At 45.6% G+C, this 16,856-nt stretch carries 15 protein-coding genes; 7 read left to right on the plus strand and 8 right to left on the minus strand.

What is annotated here, in order from left to right; genetic code table 11:
• The first annotated feature begins 301 nt into the window (after nucleotides 1-301).
• A complete protein-coding gene (locus Q0110_RS06680) occupies nucleotides 302-1,009 on the plus strand; it encodes a tyrosine protein kinase (RefSeq protein ID WP_297904614.1) in 708 nt (235 codons plus the stop codon).
• Between the two features lie 3 nt (nucleotides 1,010-1,012).
• Here Q0110_RS06680 and Q0110_RS06685 read toward each other — a convergent pair whose 3' ends face one another.
• The 8 genes from Q0110_RS06685 to Q0110_RS06720 form a co-directional block, all read right to left on the minus strand.
• Nucleotides 1,013-1,786, minus strand: coding sequence for a glycosyltransferase family 2 protein (locus Q0110_RS06685; protein ID WP_297904617.1), 774 nt, complete (start codon nucleotides 1,784-1,786; stop codon nucleotides 1,013-1,015).
• Between the two features lie 140 nt (nucleotides 1,787-1,926).
• On the minus strand, nucleotides 1,927-3,060 hold the full coding sequence (locus Q0110_RS06690) for a glycosyltransferase family 1 protein (protein ID WP_297904621.1): 1,134 nt from the start codon (nucleotides 3,058-3,060) through the stop codon (nucleotides 1,927-1,929).
• Nucleotides 3,061-3,113: 53 nt separating this feature from the next.
• Nucleotides 3,114-4,001: a Bpu10I family restriction endonuclease gene (locus Q0110_RS06695; RefSeq protein WP_297904624.1), complete on the minus strand. Its 888-nt coding sequence runs from the start codon at nucleotides 3,999-4,001 to the stop codon at nucleotides 3,114-3,116.
• A gap of 2 nt (nucleotides 4,002-4,003) precedes the next feature.
• Nucleotides 4,004-5,224, minus strand: a complete 1,221-nt coding sequence (locus Q0110_RS06700; protein WP_297904627.1) for a DNA methyltransferase — start codon at nucleotides 5,222-5,224, stop codon at nucleotides 4,004-4,006.
• Between the two features lie 63 nt (nucleotides 5,225-5,287).
• Complete coding sequence (locus Q0110_RS06705) at nucleotides 5,288-5,923, minus strand: viroplasmin family protein (protein ID WP_297904630.1); 636 nt, start codon at nucleotides 5,921-5,923, stop codon at nucleotides 5,288-5,290.
• Nucleotides 5,910-6,707, minus strand: coding sequence for a polysaccharide deacetylase family protein (locus Q0110_RS06710; protein ID WP_297904633.1), 798 nt, complete (start codon nucleotides 6,705-6,707; stop codon nucleotides 5,910-5,912). Before Q0110_RS06710 ends, Q0110_RS06705 begins: the two co-directional genes overlap by 14 nt.
• Nucleotides 6,708-6,716: 9 nt before the next feature.
• Nucleotides 6,717-7,433: a glycosyltransferase family 2 protein gene (locus Q0110_RS06715; RefSeq protein WP_297904637.1), complete on the minus strand. Its 717-nt coding sequence runs from the start codon at nucleotides 7,431-7,433 to the stop codon at nucleotides 6,717-6,719.
• Between the two features lie 5 nt (nucleotides 7,434-7,438).
• Complete coding sequence (locus Q0110_RS06720) at nucleotides 7,439-8,638, minus strand: glycosyltransferase family 87 protein (RefSeq protein ID WP_297904640.1); 1,200 nt, start codon at nucleotides 8,636-8,638, stop codon at nucleotides 7,439-7,441.
• Between the two features lie 249 nt (nucleotides 8,639-8,887).
• Between Q0110_RS06720 and Q0110_RS06725 the strand changes: the two genes are divergently transcribed.
• From Q0110_RS06725 to Q0110_RS06750, 6 genes are all read left to right on the plus strand, one after another.
• A complete protein-coding gene (locus Q0110_RS06725) occupies nucleotides 8,888-9,409 on the plus strand; it encodes a shikimate kinase (protein ID WP_297904643.1) in 522 nt (173 codons plus the stop codon).
• A gap of 3 nt (nucleotides 9,410-9,412) precedes the next feature.
• Nucleotides 9,413-10,624, plus strand: coding sequence for an alanine dehydrogenase (locus Q0110_RS06730; protein ID WP_297904647.1), 1,212 nt, complete (start codon nucleotides 9,413-9,415; stop codon nucleotides 10,622-10,624).
• 89 nt (nucleotides 10,625-10,713) lie between these two features.
• Nucleotides 10,714-12,567, plus strand: coding sequence for a 2-oxoacid:acceptor oxidoreductase subunit alpha (locus Q0110_RS06735; protein WP_297904650.1), 1,854 nt, complete (start codon nucleotides 10,714-10,716; stop codon nucleotides 12,565-12,567).
• Nucleotides 12,568-12,570: 3 nt separating this feature from the next.
• Nucleotides 12,571-13,587, plus strand: coding sequence for a 2-oxoacid:ferredoxin oxidoreductase subunit beta (locus Q0110_RS06740; protein ID WP_297904654.1), 1,017 nt, complete (start codon nucleotides 12,571-12,573; stop codon nucleotides 13,585-13,587).
• A gap of 298 nt (nucleotides 13,588-13,885) precedes the next feature.
• Entirely contained in the window at nucleotides 13,886-15,493 is a 1,608-nt protein-coding gene (gene pckA, locus Q0110_RS06745; RefSeq protein WP_297904657.1) for a phosphoenolpyruvate carboxykinase (ATP), read from the plus strand.
• 189 nt (nucleotides 15,494-15,682) lie between these two features.
• Entirely contained in the window at nucleotides 15,683-16,783 is a 1,101-nt protein-coding gene (locus tag Q0110_RS06750; RefSeq protein ID WP_297904660.1) for a TlpA disulfide reductase family protein, read from the plus strand.
• Nucleotides 16,784-16,856: the final 73 nt, after the last annotated feature.

The following is a 16,856-nucleotide window of genomic DNA, read 5'->3' on the forward strand; positions in this document are numbered from 1 at the left end:
TACGTATTCTATTTTGGATAGAATTATGGTTTGGAATAATAAAGTAGATACTAATCTAATTGATCAAATCTCTCTTTGAGATTTTGTGTCAAGTAATTCAGCCTGTGCTCTAGATTGGAATGGAAATATTGGTAGTTTGTATTGTTAAATAGATTTAGACCTATTGTAGTGATATTATTGTTTACAATTATTGATATGTCATTTGATATAAATTTTATCTGTATATAGATAAAATTAGCAATATGTTTGGGCGAAACTGGAATATTTTATAATTTTGTAGTTTTATATAAATGCTTATTTGATGAAGTACGTTATCAATCCTAAATATCGTTTTCTAGAAGAGTTTATTTTTTCTGTTCCAAGAAACTTCACCTCTACAGGAGAACTCATTTATTCTGGAAGAAATATCTTGAAACGTTATAAAGTTCAGGGATGTAGTTTGGTAGTGAAAAGTTTTAAGATACCTAATCTGATTAATAGATTTGTATATATGGGTATACGTAAATCTAAGGCAAGGCGTTCTTTTGAATATGCGAATTATCTTTTAGAACAAAACATATATACTCCTGAGCCGGTAGCTTTTATTGAGGATTATTTTTTAGGTCTAAATCATTCTTTCTATATATCTTTAGAGTGTCCATTTAAACGAAATTTGCGTGAATTTTGGTATGTTCCAGAAATAGGGGAGCGAATGCCTATTCTTGAAGCTTTTGCTCGTTATACTGCAAATATACATGATAAAGGAATTTTGCACAAAGATTATTCTGCGGGGAATATCCTATTTGGGTTTGATCATGGTTATCCCTCTTTTGCTTTAGTTGATATAAATCGTATGAAATTTGGAATAATAGGAGAAGAAGAAGGATATAAAAATTTAGATCATCTTTGGCTACCAGATGATACTTATAAAGTGATTGCATATAATTATGCTTTAGCTCGTGGTTTTGATCCTCAATATGCGATTAAGCGGGTTTGCTATTTTAAAGATAAGCAAATGGGTAATTTGTGATTGTTATAGTCCTACTTGTGAATTATTTTGTTTATTATATTGATATTCATACACTTTAGCCATTGTGGCGAATTTATAATAGGCTGAAAGAACTGCATTGCAAAATCCTGGTATACCATCTAATATGCCTTTCTTAAGGAAATATTGTCTGAAGAAACGAAAGTTTACTTGTATAACAATATCAAGTAATGTATATCTCTTGCTTTTCCGTCTTTCAACCTCTTTATCTGAGTAGGCATTTATTTTTCTTATATAATCTGCAACACTCTCATTAGCTAAATGAATGAATGCAAGTTCTTTTTTATGAGCGGGAATTGTGATAGTCTTTCCTTTTATATGTGGAATCGCATGAACAAAAGGAGGCCAATATATAACTTCTTTTCTGGAAAATCGCAATAAATAATCGGGATAGGTTGCACGCATAAATTTCCCCATGAAATAGTTTTTTCTAGGAATTCGAATTGCATCTGGAGGATTAGGGAGACTGATTTGTTGATAGAGGTATTCTTTTAATTCAGGAGTTACTATCTCATCTGCATCTATAATTAATACCCACTCCTGTGATGCGGCTTGAATTGTTGTGTTTCGTGCAGGTTCAACTATTCCTGTATGTTCATGATAAATAATTTTACAGTTGTGTTTTTTGGCGATTTGAATTGTTTTGTCTGTACTGTTCATGTCACAAAGTAGAATCTCATCGAAATCTTTTACTGCTTCTAGTACCTTATCTAGATGCAGATCAGCATTATAGGTGTTAATGACAACAGAAATTCCCATATAAATAAATTATTAAACTGTATATTTTTCAAAATTATGTAGTATTTATGAGAAATGCAAGTTTAACTTTTTATTATCTTTTGGAATCCATCAGTATATTCATTGCGTATATAGATAAAAGGATTTATTTTATTAATATATTAAGATCGTGAGATATTTTCGTATACCCGCATGAAATGGGCGGCCAGCGTGTCGGGCATGAATCGCCACATATTCTCTCGCCCGCCGGAGCGCATGGATTCGGCCAGTTTCGGTTCGTTCAATACGGACTCTATCAAGCCGCGCAACTCTTGCTCGTTTCTCGGATCGGTATATAGGGCGGACGGGCCTCCCGCCTCTTCCAGGCAAGAACCGGTGGCCGCTATCACCGGAACGCCGGCAAGCTGGGCCTCCAGGATCGGGATGCCGAACCCTTCGAAGAACGAAGGATAGACGAATAAGGTCGCCATCTGGTAGAAAGCGGCTAATTCGCTAAAAGGTACATGGCTCAAGATACGGACACGACCGGACAGGTTGTTTTCCCGGATATAGGTCTCTACCGTGTCCGTATAAGGCGTATGCTTACCGATAGCGATCACGGAGATATCTTCTTTCAGCTCTTTCAGGGCTTTTACCAGAAGCAGTAAGTTCTTCCGTTCCTCGATGCTCCCTACATATAATATATAAGGCCCGTTTATCTGATATTTCTCGCGTACGGACGATTTCACGTCTTCCGGCACCGCTTGCCCGAATACCGGGTCGCAGCCTTGGTAAACAACCTCGATCTTGCTTTCCGGGATGTGGAAGAAGTCGCGGATGTCTCGCATGGTCTGTCGGCTGATCGCTATGATCTTGTCCGACCGCAGGCAAGCCTGCCTGAATTTATAGGTATAGATAGAACGATCGATCGGTTTATAAAGCTGCGGGTAACGCAAGAAGATCAAGTCGTGTATCGTTACGACAGCCGGGATTCCGTTCTGCCGCAGGTTCATCGGGATCTCGTTGCTCAAGCCATGAAACAGATCGACGTGCTCTTTTCGAAGCGTAGCCGTCAGGCCGGAAGTTCGCCATAAGGCCGGAAACAGCTTGTCGAACCTGCCCTCCGGGTAATGGAATGATACGTTCGGACGCTCCTCGATCCGTTTCCGTAGCGCCTCTTTACCCTTGCCCGGCGTATAGAGCCGGTACGTATGCTCCGGGAAAGAAGCGGACAGGCTGTTCACCACGAACCGGCTGTAATTACCCAGCCCGGTCGCATTATGCGTAATCCGTTTTGCGTCGAAAGCGATCTTCATAGGCTTGAATTTCGATATATTGGGGCAAATATACGATATAATCTTCACGACAGTTATACAAAAGAACCTCTTTGTAATGCCATATTTGGATCATACCAAGTTGCGTCAATGAAGTGTTGTACTTCTTTAACAAAAGCTTCCATGACATCAAGATTTATTGGATTGTCACGATGTTGAGCTTTTATCTCTTCGTAAACATTTCGTTTCTCGTACGGTAGCCGTTTTGTTTTACGTAATAAAAAGACATTGTCAATACTTGTTAAACGCGTATCCTCTGGCTGCATATCCAAATATTCGACCAGCGCATAGTATTTTGATATTGGACAGCCTTGTTTTAGACGAAATGCTGTTCCTGCACATTCTTGGAACATGGTCTTGTCATAATTGACTTTACATTCGACCGCAAGAACGGCTAAAAACAATCTCCCATCAATAGTGTGTGAAGCACTGAAATTTTGATCGGAAGAAAATTTGTAATAGATAGACTTTCCTATAGTGAAGTCTTGGTCTTTCTCTTTTATGATAACAGCCGGTCTGTCAAGGGTCCGTATACTTGACGGACAAAAAGACAATGACATGAAACTTGTCTGAGATCCGGTTTCCAACTCATAATCAGAAGGAAGATTATTGAGTAATTTAGGCGTTACTAAGTATGGAAGAAACTCCTCAATGACACTATTATCTAGTTTCATTTGTCCTTTTTGCCTTTTTAGGAAATCGCTACCTTTGCGGGTAATCAATTCTACCTCAAGATAATCTTTGTATTCATTCAGTAATCTCAACGCTTCTCTGAGATAATCTTTTCCGGTTTCGTTAATAGATTTCAGGTTTCCTATCCATGTAGTATATGCGCTCATTGCTTCCTTCAATATATCCAAATCTTGCACAGCTTTTGGATTGTGGATGGCAGCCTCCAACTTTTCTTTATGTGATAGTAGCATGGTTAAATATAAATAGGTGATTCGACAATTGTTTCTTGCTCGGATAAGACAGCCTGTAAATCAGCTTGTAAGTCATCTGATGCGTATTCCTTGGCTTGTGAGATATGACGCAATCCTATATCCTTGAATTTCTGTTTAGGGCATATTTTAAGAGAGTCAGAGCATTTTCGTATGACAAGAATATCCTCTTTTATGTCTTCTCCATATCGATTACAAAAGCTGCGTGTATCACATGATTCTACAACTAAGGACGGTATACAAGCTATTAGATCAGTTATTATCTTAGAATTGTAGAATCTCGTTTTCCTTACCATTGATTCTCTGCCTACGACGAAAATCATGAGGCCATTGACCTTTAATGAGCGCATAGCTTCAAATAACACTTGTCCCATATCCTCAGCATACTGTACTACCGTCTTAAATCGGTTTGATCGATTCTTTCGATTAGAACCAATTTCACTTACAGCGACTTTTAAAACATCATAGTTGAAACATTCTATTATGCCTCTATAATTTTGATGGTAGTTAAAAACATTGATATATGGAGGGCTTGTGATAATTAAATCAATAGTATTTCTGTAAAAACTACTAATATTCCTTGCGTCAGATAAATGTATATTGATAGAACCTTCAGTTAATGGAAGGAACAGAAATTCATTCCGGATGAATGAGAAATTTTTCCTGAAAGAATCTATCATCCTCATTTTCTTATCTTTCTCGCATAAGAATAATACGTTGATCAAAAAAGGCAAAAACTCCGTTTCCGCATTACGAGCAATTTTGAGGGATAGATTCAATAGGCTTTTATAACTTTCTCTGTAATTAGAGCTCTCGGTGTATACCATGTCTGAGTTCTTGATTTCTTTGGCAATCGGAGTTATGAAAGTACTGATCCGATTGTAGAATCTATTTCGTTCTTCATATGAAAGCATAGAATATTTAAAGAAACAAGACATAAAATAAGCACTGGGATTTATCTCGAATCCGATACAAGAATGTCCTTTCCGTGAAGATTCGATCAATACTGTTCCACTTCCTGAAAATGGATCTGCGATTGTATACCCGTCTTTTGCGTATATTTTTATCAAATATGAAACGAAATCCGGAGTGAATTGCCCTTTCCAGTTGAATATATTAGGGCGCCGTTTATTGGTTACATCCAGCATAGACTGTTCTAGTATAGGCTTTGACTTCGTTGGCATATTTATATTGGGTATAATCATCTTCTAGTTCTTATTATCTTAATTTTCTTGCAAATATACGATATAATTTTAATTACCTTCACCTTATTTCCTGCCGAAATCCGCAGGGATCTCTCCCCATACGGAGGTTTCCCATTTGAGTATCCGGGTGGTGTAGGTGTGGGTGTTCAACCATTTCTCGGCCCGTTCGATGAGGTCGAAGATAGGCTCGTTGACCGGTTTGCGTTCTAGTAGGGTTTTGCATTTCTTTTTCTTGACCCAGCTAATGGCGTTGCGGCTATCCGAGTAGATCGGCAGGTCGCTTCCCTTTTGCTGTAACAGGGCGAGGCCGTGTACTAGGGCGAGGAATTCCCCGACATTATTCGTGCCCTCCTTCAGCGGGCCGATATGGAAGATCTCTTGCCCGGTAGCGGTGTAGACACCCCTGTATTCCATATCCCCGGGATTACCGCTACAGGCGGCGTCTACGGCGATACTCTCGCTGATCGGGTCTCCGATCGGGGCTTCCGGCGCTAGCTTGGCCGCGGCTTTCGGGGAAGAGGCGGTCTTTAGGTAATGGGCATAGCCGGTCTCGAAGGCTTTGGCGGCTTCTTCCCGGTTCTCGAAAGCTTTATATTTGGCTCCCTCTTGCCCGTCTACCTGCGCCTTGCATTCTGCCCAGTTGTCGTAGATTCCCGGGTTCAAGCCTTTCCATACGACGTAAAACTTATTCCTGGCCATGGCTCTTCCTCCGGATTTCTTGTGCGAACTGCGTATAGGTTCCGAACGGCGCTCTTTTGTCCTTGAAGAAACGGATCAGGGCATCCAGCCTTCTTTCCATGCCGCTACCGGAATGGTTGGTCATGATAAACGGCAGCTTTAGCTCTTTCCGGTCGCTCAGGGAGGAGAACTCCCACGGATGGAAATAGGTCAGGAAATAACCGTCTTCTTTCCAGGTCCAAAGCGCCAGTCTACGGTATAGGGAGGCCGGAAGGTTGTGATAGGCCAGCCAGAACAGGGGGAAGCGTACGATCGGGGTTACCGAGGCGGGCAGTTGCAACACGCCGTTTCTCATGAAATAAGTACGGGGTTGCCCCAGATGGTTGTAACGGCCCGGGATACACGTAGGATTCAAGGACGAGTTGTATAGATACCCGGCCTCGCGTATCTCCTCTTCCTCGACAGGCATCATGCGGGCCATACGGAAACCGTTCACCGGTTGCCCGGTCAGTTCCTCCAATGCTTCCTTGGACTTGCGAAGGTCCGCGGTCTCGAACGATGAGTGATAAAAGCCGTGTGAGGCGATCTCGTGTCCTCCTTTTTGGATGTCTAAGATCAATTCCTTCGCATGAAGGGCGAAGTTCGCCGTGCAAAAGAAAGTCGCTTTTACCCGGTGGCGGGCCAGGCATGCCAATATCTTCCGGGTTCCCTCCGCGGAAATCCGCATTTGTTCCTCGAACGGCAATTCCACGCCGTGTTCCAATGGAGCGTCGAACTCCTCAATATCAAAACTAAGTAATATCATGTATGTCTATTAATCTCTATGAAATAAAATGGATAAAAAGTTCAACGCTTCCCGTCGCAAGACCTTGAGCCCCATATCGGATACCGCCAGGCCTTCTTTGATGTTCGCGTTGATCGTCCGTAAGTTTATATCTTTCCGGCGGCTTGCCTTATAGATAAATTCCGTATCGAACAGGAAGCTGTTGATGCGGGTGGTCAGGAATATCGCCTGCCCCGCCCGGCTGAATCCCTTCATGCCCCCTTGCGTATCCTTGATTTTGATCCGCAAGACCCACGTGTTGCATATATGAGACAGCTTGGATAGTATTTGCCGGAAAGGAGGCAGGTTGTCCTGATAACTTTTGTCGCGGGTAGCCACGACCACGTCCGCTCCTCCCAGCAGTGCCTCCACCACCCTGCCGAAAGAGTCGTTTGTATATGGGAAATCGTAGTCCGTATAAATAATGTAAGGAGAGGTACATCGCTTCACCGCCTCTCGCAAGGCGTATCCTTTTCCCCGGTTGGGCTTATAATCCACTACGCGAACATCCGGTATCGATTGCCGGAGCCGGGCGATGGTCTCCGGCTCGTATCCCCGTCTTGACCCGTCGCTGACGATGAGGAGATGGAAACGTACCGGGCTGAATAATCGTTCCACCTCGCGAAAATGGGCGGCTACCCGTTCCTCCCAGCCCGAAGGCGGGTTATAGCAGGGTAATACCAAGTCTATGTCTGCTTGTGCGTTCATCTCATTTATACCTTTGCCGGATTTGCCGGATTTGCCGGATTATAATTCCTCGTACACATCTCGAACGTCAGTTTTAGCCAGATCAGCATGCAAGGCAACGCTTTCAACGCGTAGGGATATACATAATGTACCCGTATGTATTTCGGGAAAAGATCGGACGGCGACATGCTGGTCAAGATAAAGGCGAAGACCATCAAGGCGATATCTAGCGCCGATCGTTTCCACGGCACCGCCGTATACCAAATGGCGACCCCGGTAAACGCGATGATATAGGTGCTGGACTCGCTACCCGTGCTGAACAATACGACAAACATCAGCACCGAGGCTAACAACGTTTTCCGGAAAGCCTCATATTTATATTGGCCGATGCGTAGATAAGGTAGCCCGAATAATATCAACCCGCCTATTATCAGATAAATATCCGGATAACCGGCCGATCCCGATATCTTACGGACCATTCCCAAGAAAGAGATGTTTTGTTTGTCCGCAAATAAATTAGCCAAATTCTTCTCACTCAGATCCGCGGCCCAAGCGGTATATTGCGAGAGGATGTAGTCCGGTCCCGACAAGATCATCGGGGCCGCTATCATGACAAGCGCCCATCCGACACACGATAAACTGAATTTTACCTTATGGTGGGAGAAAAAGAAAAAAGCCAAACCGGTGATACCATACAATTTAGTAAAAGTACCGAGCATGATCATGAACGCGGCCCATATATCCTTCTCCTTCTCGATCAACGCGTAAGAGAGAACGATTATCGCCGTGATACTGATATTGAATTGCGACATGAAAAGCGAGGTGAGCAGCTCGTGGGCGCAGAACCAATAAATGAAGATATGCTCCCGCTTGGTCGCCGGCAACGCCTTGACCGCCCAGAATAAGAAAAGGCTTTGCGCCACCGACCAGGTGAGCAAACCCAGCCATACCGGGGTAATGGCGAACGGGGCCACTACCAAGCTAAATACCGGCCCGTAATGGAAAATGTCGGCATATTCTTCCGGATAGGCGGCATAGAGCGGCAACTCGTTCAACGTGTGCCAGAAAGATTGCCTGAAAATCGAGAAGTTGTTGTATTTCCCCGGGAAGTACTTGGTGACCCACGCGATAACCCCCAGCAAGGCCCATAACCCCATCAAGGTACTATATTTACTGAAGAATGGTTTATGGATGATCGTATTGAACTTATCTAAAAATTTCATCATCGAATCTCTACTGTCTACGGGGCAAAGATAGAGATATTCTCCGGCATATGGCCTATTTTATCGGCTGTTTATTTAATATGTTGATTATCAGTGGTTGATCTGATCGATTTTGTCGTTGAAAAAAGATGTACGTGTTTTCCGGAAAACATATACGTGTTTTTCCAAAAACATGTACGTCTTTTCTTTTCCGGTTAAGTGTAGTTTCTTGGCGGAAAAAGTTTACATTTGCGAAAACTATTCGAGTAACGTATGAAACGTATTTTTTTGGTTGGATATATGGGAGCGGGCAAGACTACAGTGGGAAAAAAACTTGCCAAGCTCGCCGGTCTTTCGTTCATAGATCTTGATTGCTATATCGAAGGACGTTATCGTAAGGCAGTTTCCCAGATATTCGCCGAGAAAGGGGAGGAGGCTTTCCGGGAGATGGAACGGAATATGCTTCACGAGGTAGCCGAGTTTGAGGACGTGTTGATCTCCACGGGAGGGGGGACCCCCTGCTTCTTCGATAACATGGAATTCATGAACGCTTGCGGCACGACGGTCTACCTGAAGGTATCGGTAGAGGAGCTGGCGAAGCGCCTGGAGTTGTGCAAACACACCCGTCCGGTGCTGAAAGGACGTTCCGGGGAGGAACTGAGGGCGTTTATCGCCGAGAGCCTAGAGAAAAGGAACCCGTTTTATACGAAGGCATCCATACTGTTCGATGCCGAGAAAATGTTAACCGAGTCGGATGTACACGACATATCGAACGCATTAATGAAAATCCTATAGCATATGGAAGCGAATGATGGCCGGCAAGCGCAGGGAGCCTATATCCCACAGGAATTATTGAAAGAGATCAGCAAGGTGAACAACCGGTTGCTTATCGGTATTCCTCGTGAGCGGTACGAGGCGGAGAAACGCCTGCCGTTGACTCCGGAGGCGGTGGATATGCTGACCGATTGCGGCCACCGGGTACTGGTAGAGAGTGGCGCGGGATTAGGCATCAATTATTCCGATAACCATTTTTCCGAGGCGGGGGCGGAGATCGTCGGATCGCCGGCGGAAGTTTTCCAGGCAGACCTGATCCTGAAGATGTTGCCACCGTTGCCTGCGGAGGTCGCTTTTATGAGACCTCGCACGACCGTTTTCTCGTTGGTACAGTTTAATTTGTTCGCCCGGGAAGCTTTCGAGTTGATGATGGCGAAACGGATCACCGCTATCTCTTATGAGCTGATGGCGGACGAACATGGCCGTTCCCCGGTGCTGAACGTCACTTCCGAGATCGAGGGGGCGGCTTCCATAACGATCGCCTCCGAGTTGCTGAGCAACACCCAGGGAGGCAAAGGCATCCTGTTGGGCGGTATCCCCGGCGTATCCCCTACGGAGGTGGTAATCATCGGGGCCGGCAACGCCGGGACCGTGGCCGCTCGCGCGGCGTTGGCCTTGGGAGCGTCCGTGAAGGTGTTCGATGATGATATCAATAATCTGCGTGTTATCCAGCAAGCGCTGGGGCAGGCGGTCTTCACCTCCACGTTCCACCCGAACGTGTTGCATAACGCCTTCCGTAGCGCCGACGTGGTGATCGGGGCGATGCGCTACATCAATACGAGGCATCGTTATATCATCGCTACGGACTTGGTGCGCACGATGAAAAAAGGGGCCTTGGTAATCGATCTGAGAGTAAGCCAAGGCGGTTGCTTCGAGACAACCTGCTGCTTGTCGAGGGAAGACCCTGCGGTATTCGAGCAATACGGGGTGCTGCATTATTGCAAGCCGAATATCAGCAACCGGGTAGCCCGCACGACCTCGATGGCCTACAGCAACCTGTTCGTCCCTTTGTTGCTCTCTTTGGGCGACGCCGGTTCGGTGCAAGGGATGATCAAGTCGGACAAAGGTTTTAAGGCAGGAATCTATATGTATTATGGAAAAGCGGTGAATAGTTATGTGGCCAACCATTTTAGCCTGTCTTCTAATAATCTGGATTTATACCTCTCTGCTTTTTGACGCGTAAAAGTTTTGAACTCGCAAAGTTTATGCTTTACTTTGCGGACAAATCTAAATACCAATAAGCGATAAAGCTAATAAAGTATATTATGGCAGAACAGACAAAAGTTAAGACGCTGGAGAAGGTTGTAATTCGTTTCTCGGGAGACTCGGGAGACGGTATGCAGTTAACCGGTACAATCTTTTCAAACCTGTCCGCGGTTTTCGGGAACGAGATTTCTACATTCCCAGACTATCCGGCAGAAGTACGTGCTCCACAAGGAACACTAAGTGGTGTATCTGGATTCCAAGTGCACTTGGGGTCACGCAAGATCTTCACGCCTGGCGACAAGGCCGACGTGTTGGTGGCCATGAATCCCGCCGCCTTAAAAGTGAACGTGAAACACCTGAAACCCAACGCGATTGTTTTGATCGACACGGATTCCTTCAAGAAAAGCGATTTGGATAAGGCCTTGTTTACGACCGATGATCCGTTTACGGAACTGGGATTGACCGGCGTGCAAGTGGTTGCCGCTCCGATCTCTACGATGGTAAAAGACGGGTTGGTGGAGTTCGGACTGGATAATAAATCGGCTCTTCGTTGCAAGAACATGTTCGCCCTGGGACTTGTTTGCTGGTTGTTCGAGCGTCCGTTGGAGGAGGCTATGCACATGTTGCAGAATAAGTTCGCTAAAAAACCGGTCATCGCCCAAGCCAATATCAAGGCTTTGACAGACGGTTATAACTATGGTAATAATATCCATGCCTCGGTTTCTACGTATCGGATAGAGAGTAAGAAAGCCGAGCCCGGATTCTATACGGACGTGAACGGCAATAAGGCTACCTCCTATGGTTTGATAGCCGCTGCCGAGAAAGCTGGCTTGCAGTTGTTCCTGGGTAGCTACCCGATCACTCCGGCTACTGATATTTTACATGAATTGTCTAAACGCAAGGATCTAGGCGTTATCACGGTGCAGGCCGAGGATGAGATCGCCGGGATCTGTACCGCTATCGGCGCTAGTTTCGCCGGTTGCCTGGCGGCTACGTCTACTTCCGGGCCGGGCCTTGCCTTGAAGAGCGAGGCGATCGGTTTGGCTGTGATCGCCGAGTTGCCGTTGGTGATCATCGATGTTCAGCGCGGCGGCCCTTCTACGGGTATGCCGACGAAGAGCGAGCAGACAGACCTGATGCAAGCCTTGTATGGCCGCAACGGAGAGAGCCCCGTGGTGGTGATCGCCGCTTCTACGCCGACCGATTGCTTCGATGCCGCTTTTTGGGCAAGCAAGCTGGCGGTGGAGCATATGACGCCGGTTATCTTGTTGACCGATGCCTTTATCGCCAACGGTTCCTCTGCTTGGAGAATCCCGGAGATGGATAAATATCCGGAGATCAAGCCGAATTACGTATCTAACTATCAAGACGAGAAAGTATGGAAGGCGTATCGCCGCAACAAGGAGAGCTTGGTTCGCTACTGGGCGATCCCTGGGACGGAGGGCTTCGCTCATCGCTTGGGAGGCTTGGAGAAAGACTATGAGACGAGCGCTATCTCCACGGACCCGGCCAACCACCAGAAGATGGTGACCACCCGCCAGGCCAAGATCGATAAGATCGCCGACTATATCCCCGAGCTGGAAGTGATTGGAGATGAAGACGCGGATTTGTTGATCGTCGGCTGGGGAGGTACGTACGGACACCTTTACGAGGCGATGGAGACGATGCAGGAGAATGGCAAGAAAGTGGCATTCGCCCACTTCAAGTTCATCAACCCGCTGCCTAAGAATACGGCAGAGGTTCTTTCTAAGTACAAGAAGGTGGTGGTAGCCGAGCAGAACAACGGCCAGTTCGCTAACTATTTGCGCGGAAAAGTTCCCGGATTCAATCCGTGCCGCTTCAATCGCGTGAAGGGACAACCTTTTGTCGTTGCGAGATTAGTTGAGGAATTCACTAAAATATTGGAGGCTTAAAAGATGACAACAGAAGAAATTAAATATCAACCGAAAGATTATAAAAGCGACCAGTACGTACGTTGGTGCCCGGGCTGTGGCGACCACGCGGTGCTGAATTGCCTGCATAAGGCTATGGCCGAGATAGGAGTGGCTCCTCACAATATGGCTGTTATCTCAGGTATCGGCTGCTCTTCCCGTTTACCTTATTATATGAATACGTATGGCTTCCATACGATCCATGGCCGCGGGGCGGCTATCGCTACCGGCGTAAAGACGGCCCGTCCGGATTTGAGCGTATGGCTGGTTACGGGCGATGGCGATTGCTTGGCTATCGGCGGTAATCATTTTATCCACGCTGTACGTCGTAACATCGATTTGAATATCGTTCTTTTCAACAATAAGATCTATGGCTTGACGAAGGGGCAGTATTCCCCGACGTCCGACCGCGGTTTCGTGTCTAAGAGCTCTCCGTACGGAACGGTGGAAGATCCGTTTATACCGGCGGAGTTGGCGTTGGGCGCGCGCGGTAATTTCTTCGCCCGTGCTATCGACGTGGATTTGAAGAATACGACCGAGGTATTGGCGGCCTCGGCTCGTCATAAAGGCGCTTCCGTCACGGAGGTGTTGGTGAACTGCGTGATCTTTAATGACGGGATCCATCGGAAGATAACCGATAAGGACGTGCGTGCGGAACGTACGATTTTCCTTCGTCATGGCGAGAAAATGGTCTATGGCGCTAACAAGGATAAGGGTATCGTGCTAGACGGCCTGAAACTGAAGTCCGTGACGATCGGGCAAGACGGTTATACGCTGGACGACGTATTGGTACACGACGCCCACGAGAAAGACAATACCCTGCATATGATGCTTGCCATGATGAGCGGCGATATGCCGATCGCTTTAGGCGTGATACGAGATGTGGAGGGACCGACCTACGACGAGGCCGTCCACCAGCAAATCGAGGAGGTACAAGCCAAGAATCCTACCCGTAAATTACACGACCTTTTGATGAAAGGCGAGATTTGGGAGGTAAAGTAATATATTCCTGAAAGGGAATCACGGCAGGGGTGCGGGATTATTATCTCGCGCCTTTTTCTTTGATTTGTAAACTCCATGTTACAAATAGACTAAGGGGTTTGTTAATTGCATGGAAAAGAGTAATTATTACTGAAAAATTTCCTTAATAAGGTGCGTACGATAAAAAAAAATATTACTTTTGTACCGCGGTAAACAAGGTGGAGTCGCAGCAAGCTCCGAAAGGTCAGAAAGCCTCACCGTATCGAACTGGAGTAGAGAGAAAAGTTATATAAAGTCAATCATTTAAATTAAATTCAAGATGGCTAATTTAGATTTAAGCAAGTACGGAATTGTAGATGTGAAAGAAATCGTTCACAATCCGTCTTATGATGTTCTGTTCGCAGAAGAAACAAAACCGAGTTTGGAAGGCTTCGAGAAAGGCCAGGTAACTGAGCTAGGCGCTGTAAACGTAATGACAGGTATTTATACAGGTCGTTCTCCTAAAGATAAATTTTTCGTAAAGAATGAAGCCAGCGAAGATTCTGTATGGTGGACTTCTGATGAATATAAGAATGATAATAAGCCTTGCTCCGAGGCTGCTTGGGCAGACTTGAAGGCTAAAGCCGTAAAGGAATTGTCCGGCAAACGTTTGTTCGTTGTCGATACATTCTGTGGCGCTAACGAGGCTACTCGTTTGAAAGTACGTTTCATCATGGAGGTTGCTTGGCAAGCTCATTTCGTGACAAACATGTTCATCCGTCCGACAGCCGAGGAATTGGCTAACTACGGCGAACCTGATTTCGTATCTTTCAACGCTGCTAAGGCTAAGGTTGACAACTACAAGGAATTAGGCTTGAACTCTGAGACTGCTACTGTTTTCAACTTGAAGACTAAAGAGCAAGTTATCTTGAATACTTGGTACGGTGGTGAGATGAAGAAGGGTATCTTCTCTATCATGAACTACTTGAACCCGTTGCGCGGCATCGCTTCTATGCACTGCTCCGCTAACACGGATAAAGAGGGCAAGAGCTCCGCTATCTTCTTCGGTTTGTCCGGTACAGGTAAGACTACTTTGTCTACAGACCCGAAACGTTTGTTGATCGGTGACGACGAGCACGGATGGGATAACGAGGGTGTATTCAACTACGAGGGTGGTTGCTATGCTAAGGTTATCAACTTGGATAAAGAGAGCGAGCCGGATATCTACAACGCTATCAAACGCGACGCTCTTCTTGAGAACGTAACGGTAGCCGCTGATGGCAAGATCAATTTCGCTGACAAGTCTGTTACAGAGAATACGCGTGTTTCTTATCCGATCTATCACATCGAGAACATCGTTAAGCCGATCTCTAAAGGCCCGCACGCAAAACAAGTTATCTTCTTGTCTGCTGACGCGTTCGGTGTATTGCCTCCAGTATCTATCTTGACTCCGGAGCAAACTCAATACTACTTCTTGTCTGGATTTACCGCTAAATTGGCAGGTACAGAGCGTGGTATCACTGAGCCGACTCCTACATTCTCCGCTTGCTTCGGCGCTGCTTTCTTGTCATTGCACCCGACGAAATACGGCGAGGAGCTAGTTAAGAAGATGGAAATGACTGGCGCTAAGGCTTACTTAGTGAACACAGGTTGGAACGGTACTGGCAAACGTATCTCTATCAAAGATACAAGAGGTATCATCGACGCTATCCTGGATGGTTCTATCAACGAGGCTCCGACAAAGAAGATCCCGTATTTCGATTTCGAGGTTCCGACCGCGTTGCCAGGTGTAGATCCGAAGATCTTAGATCCTCGCGATACTTATGCTGACGCTGCTCAATGGGATGAGAAGGCTAAGGATTTGGCTGCTCGTTTCATCAAGAACTTCGCTAAGTTCACGGGTAACGAAGCTGGTAAGGCATTAGTCGCTGCTGGTCCTCAGTTATAATTGCTTAAAAAAACTTGATTGAAAAAGTCAAGTTGTAAAAATATCTTTATAAAAAAGCGTGGAATTACTAATTCTACGCTTTTTTTATGATAACTGCGTTAATTTTATTATAAATGTAAAGTAGTTTTAAAAAAATATTCCTACCTTTAGACCGAATTATCTGTTATAAGAAGAGCTTAAAAAGGAGTAATGATAAAAAAACTGGCGCTTATTATTGGCTTTATAATTTGTTTGTCATCGTGTGGCAAGGATTATGTCTATCGGATTGAAGGGGAGCTTTCTAATCTGGAAGATCAGACCATATATGCCGTATTTGAGAAAGATAATTATAAAAGGGTTGATACCGTGGTTTGTACGAAGCCCGGACAGTTCCAGATCGATCAGAAAGAGGCGGGTTTCCATTGTGTGACGCTCTTTTTCGAGGATAAAGAACACTGGGTTACGGCTTACCTGGAACCGGGGGAGACGGTAAAGATTACGGGAGACGCTAACTCTCCATTGTTATTGCAAGTGAGGGGAGGACGGACGAATGATAAATTGACCGCTTTCAAGAAAAAAGCGGCTCCTTTATTGACCGAATTGACGACTTTGTCGAATTCCTTGAATAGCAAGGATCTGAATAATACGATCGAGGAGACGGATATTGCCGCTCGCTTGGCGAATGTGAATATGCAATTGAGCGAGGAGGCGATCCGGTATGTAAAAGAGAACCCGGACGAGGAGGCCTCTGTCGTGTTGATCCAATCTTTTTTCTCCGATCCCGATGATACTCGTAAAATCGATGAGTTGCTGGCGTTGTTGAACCCCAAGCTGAAGGATTTTTATCTGGTGAGGGAGCTGGAGCAGTATAGCGCCCGTGCGAAACGTACGGCTTTGGGCGCTGAGGCCCCGGATTTCTCCGTGAAGAATATCTATGGGAATACGGTTAGCCTGGATTCTTTTCCCCAGAAATATTTGTTGTTGGCGTTTACCGCCCCTTGGTGCGACATGTGCCAGACCGAGGATTTGTATCTGGACAAGGTGGCGATGAAATACCCGAAAGACCAATTGGATATTCTTTTGGTTAGCTTGGATGATAACCCGAGGAATGTACGGGATGTATTGAAGAAAGACAGCATCGCTTGGAACTTGGTGACCGATTCTGCCGGACAAGCGGCTATGCTGATCGATCTGTATAACGTAAGCGTGTTGCCTCGCTGCTTCTTAATAGACGAGGAACATAAGATATTGATGAAAACCGAGAACGGGATAGAAATTAAGCAGACATTGGAGAATTTGTTTGAGGACTAGGATGCCGGGAGTCGCGGTAGTAGACCGGCGGCGGTTGACTGTTAGGCCGGAATGTATAAATCTTAAATCTTAA

The organism is uncultured Parabacteroides sp., assembly GCF_947855115.1.
Taxonomy (GTDB): Bacteria; Bacteroidota; Bacteroidia; order Bacteroidales; family Tannerellaceae; genus Parabacteroides.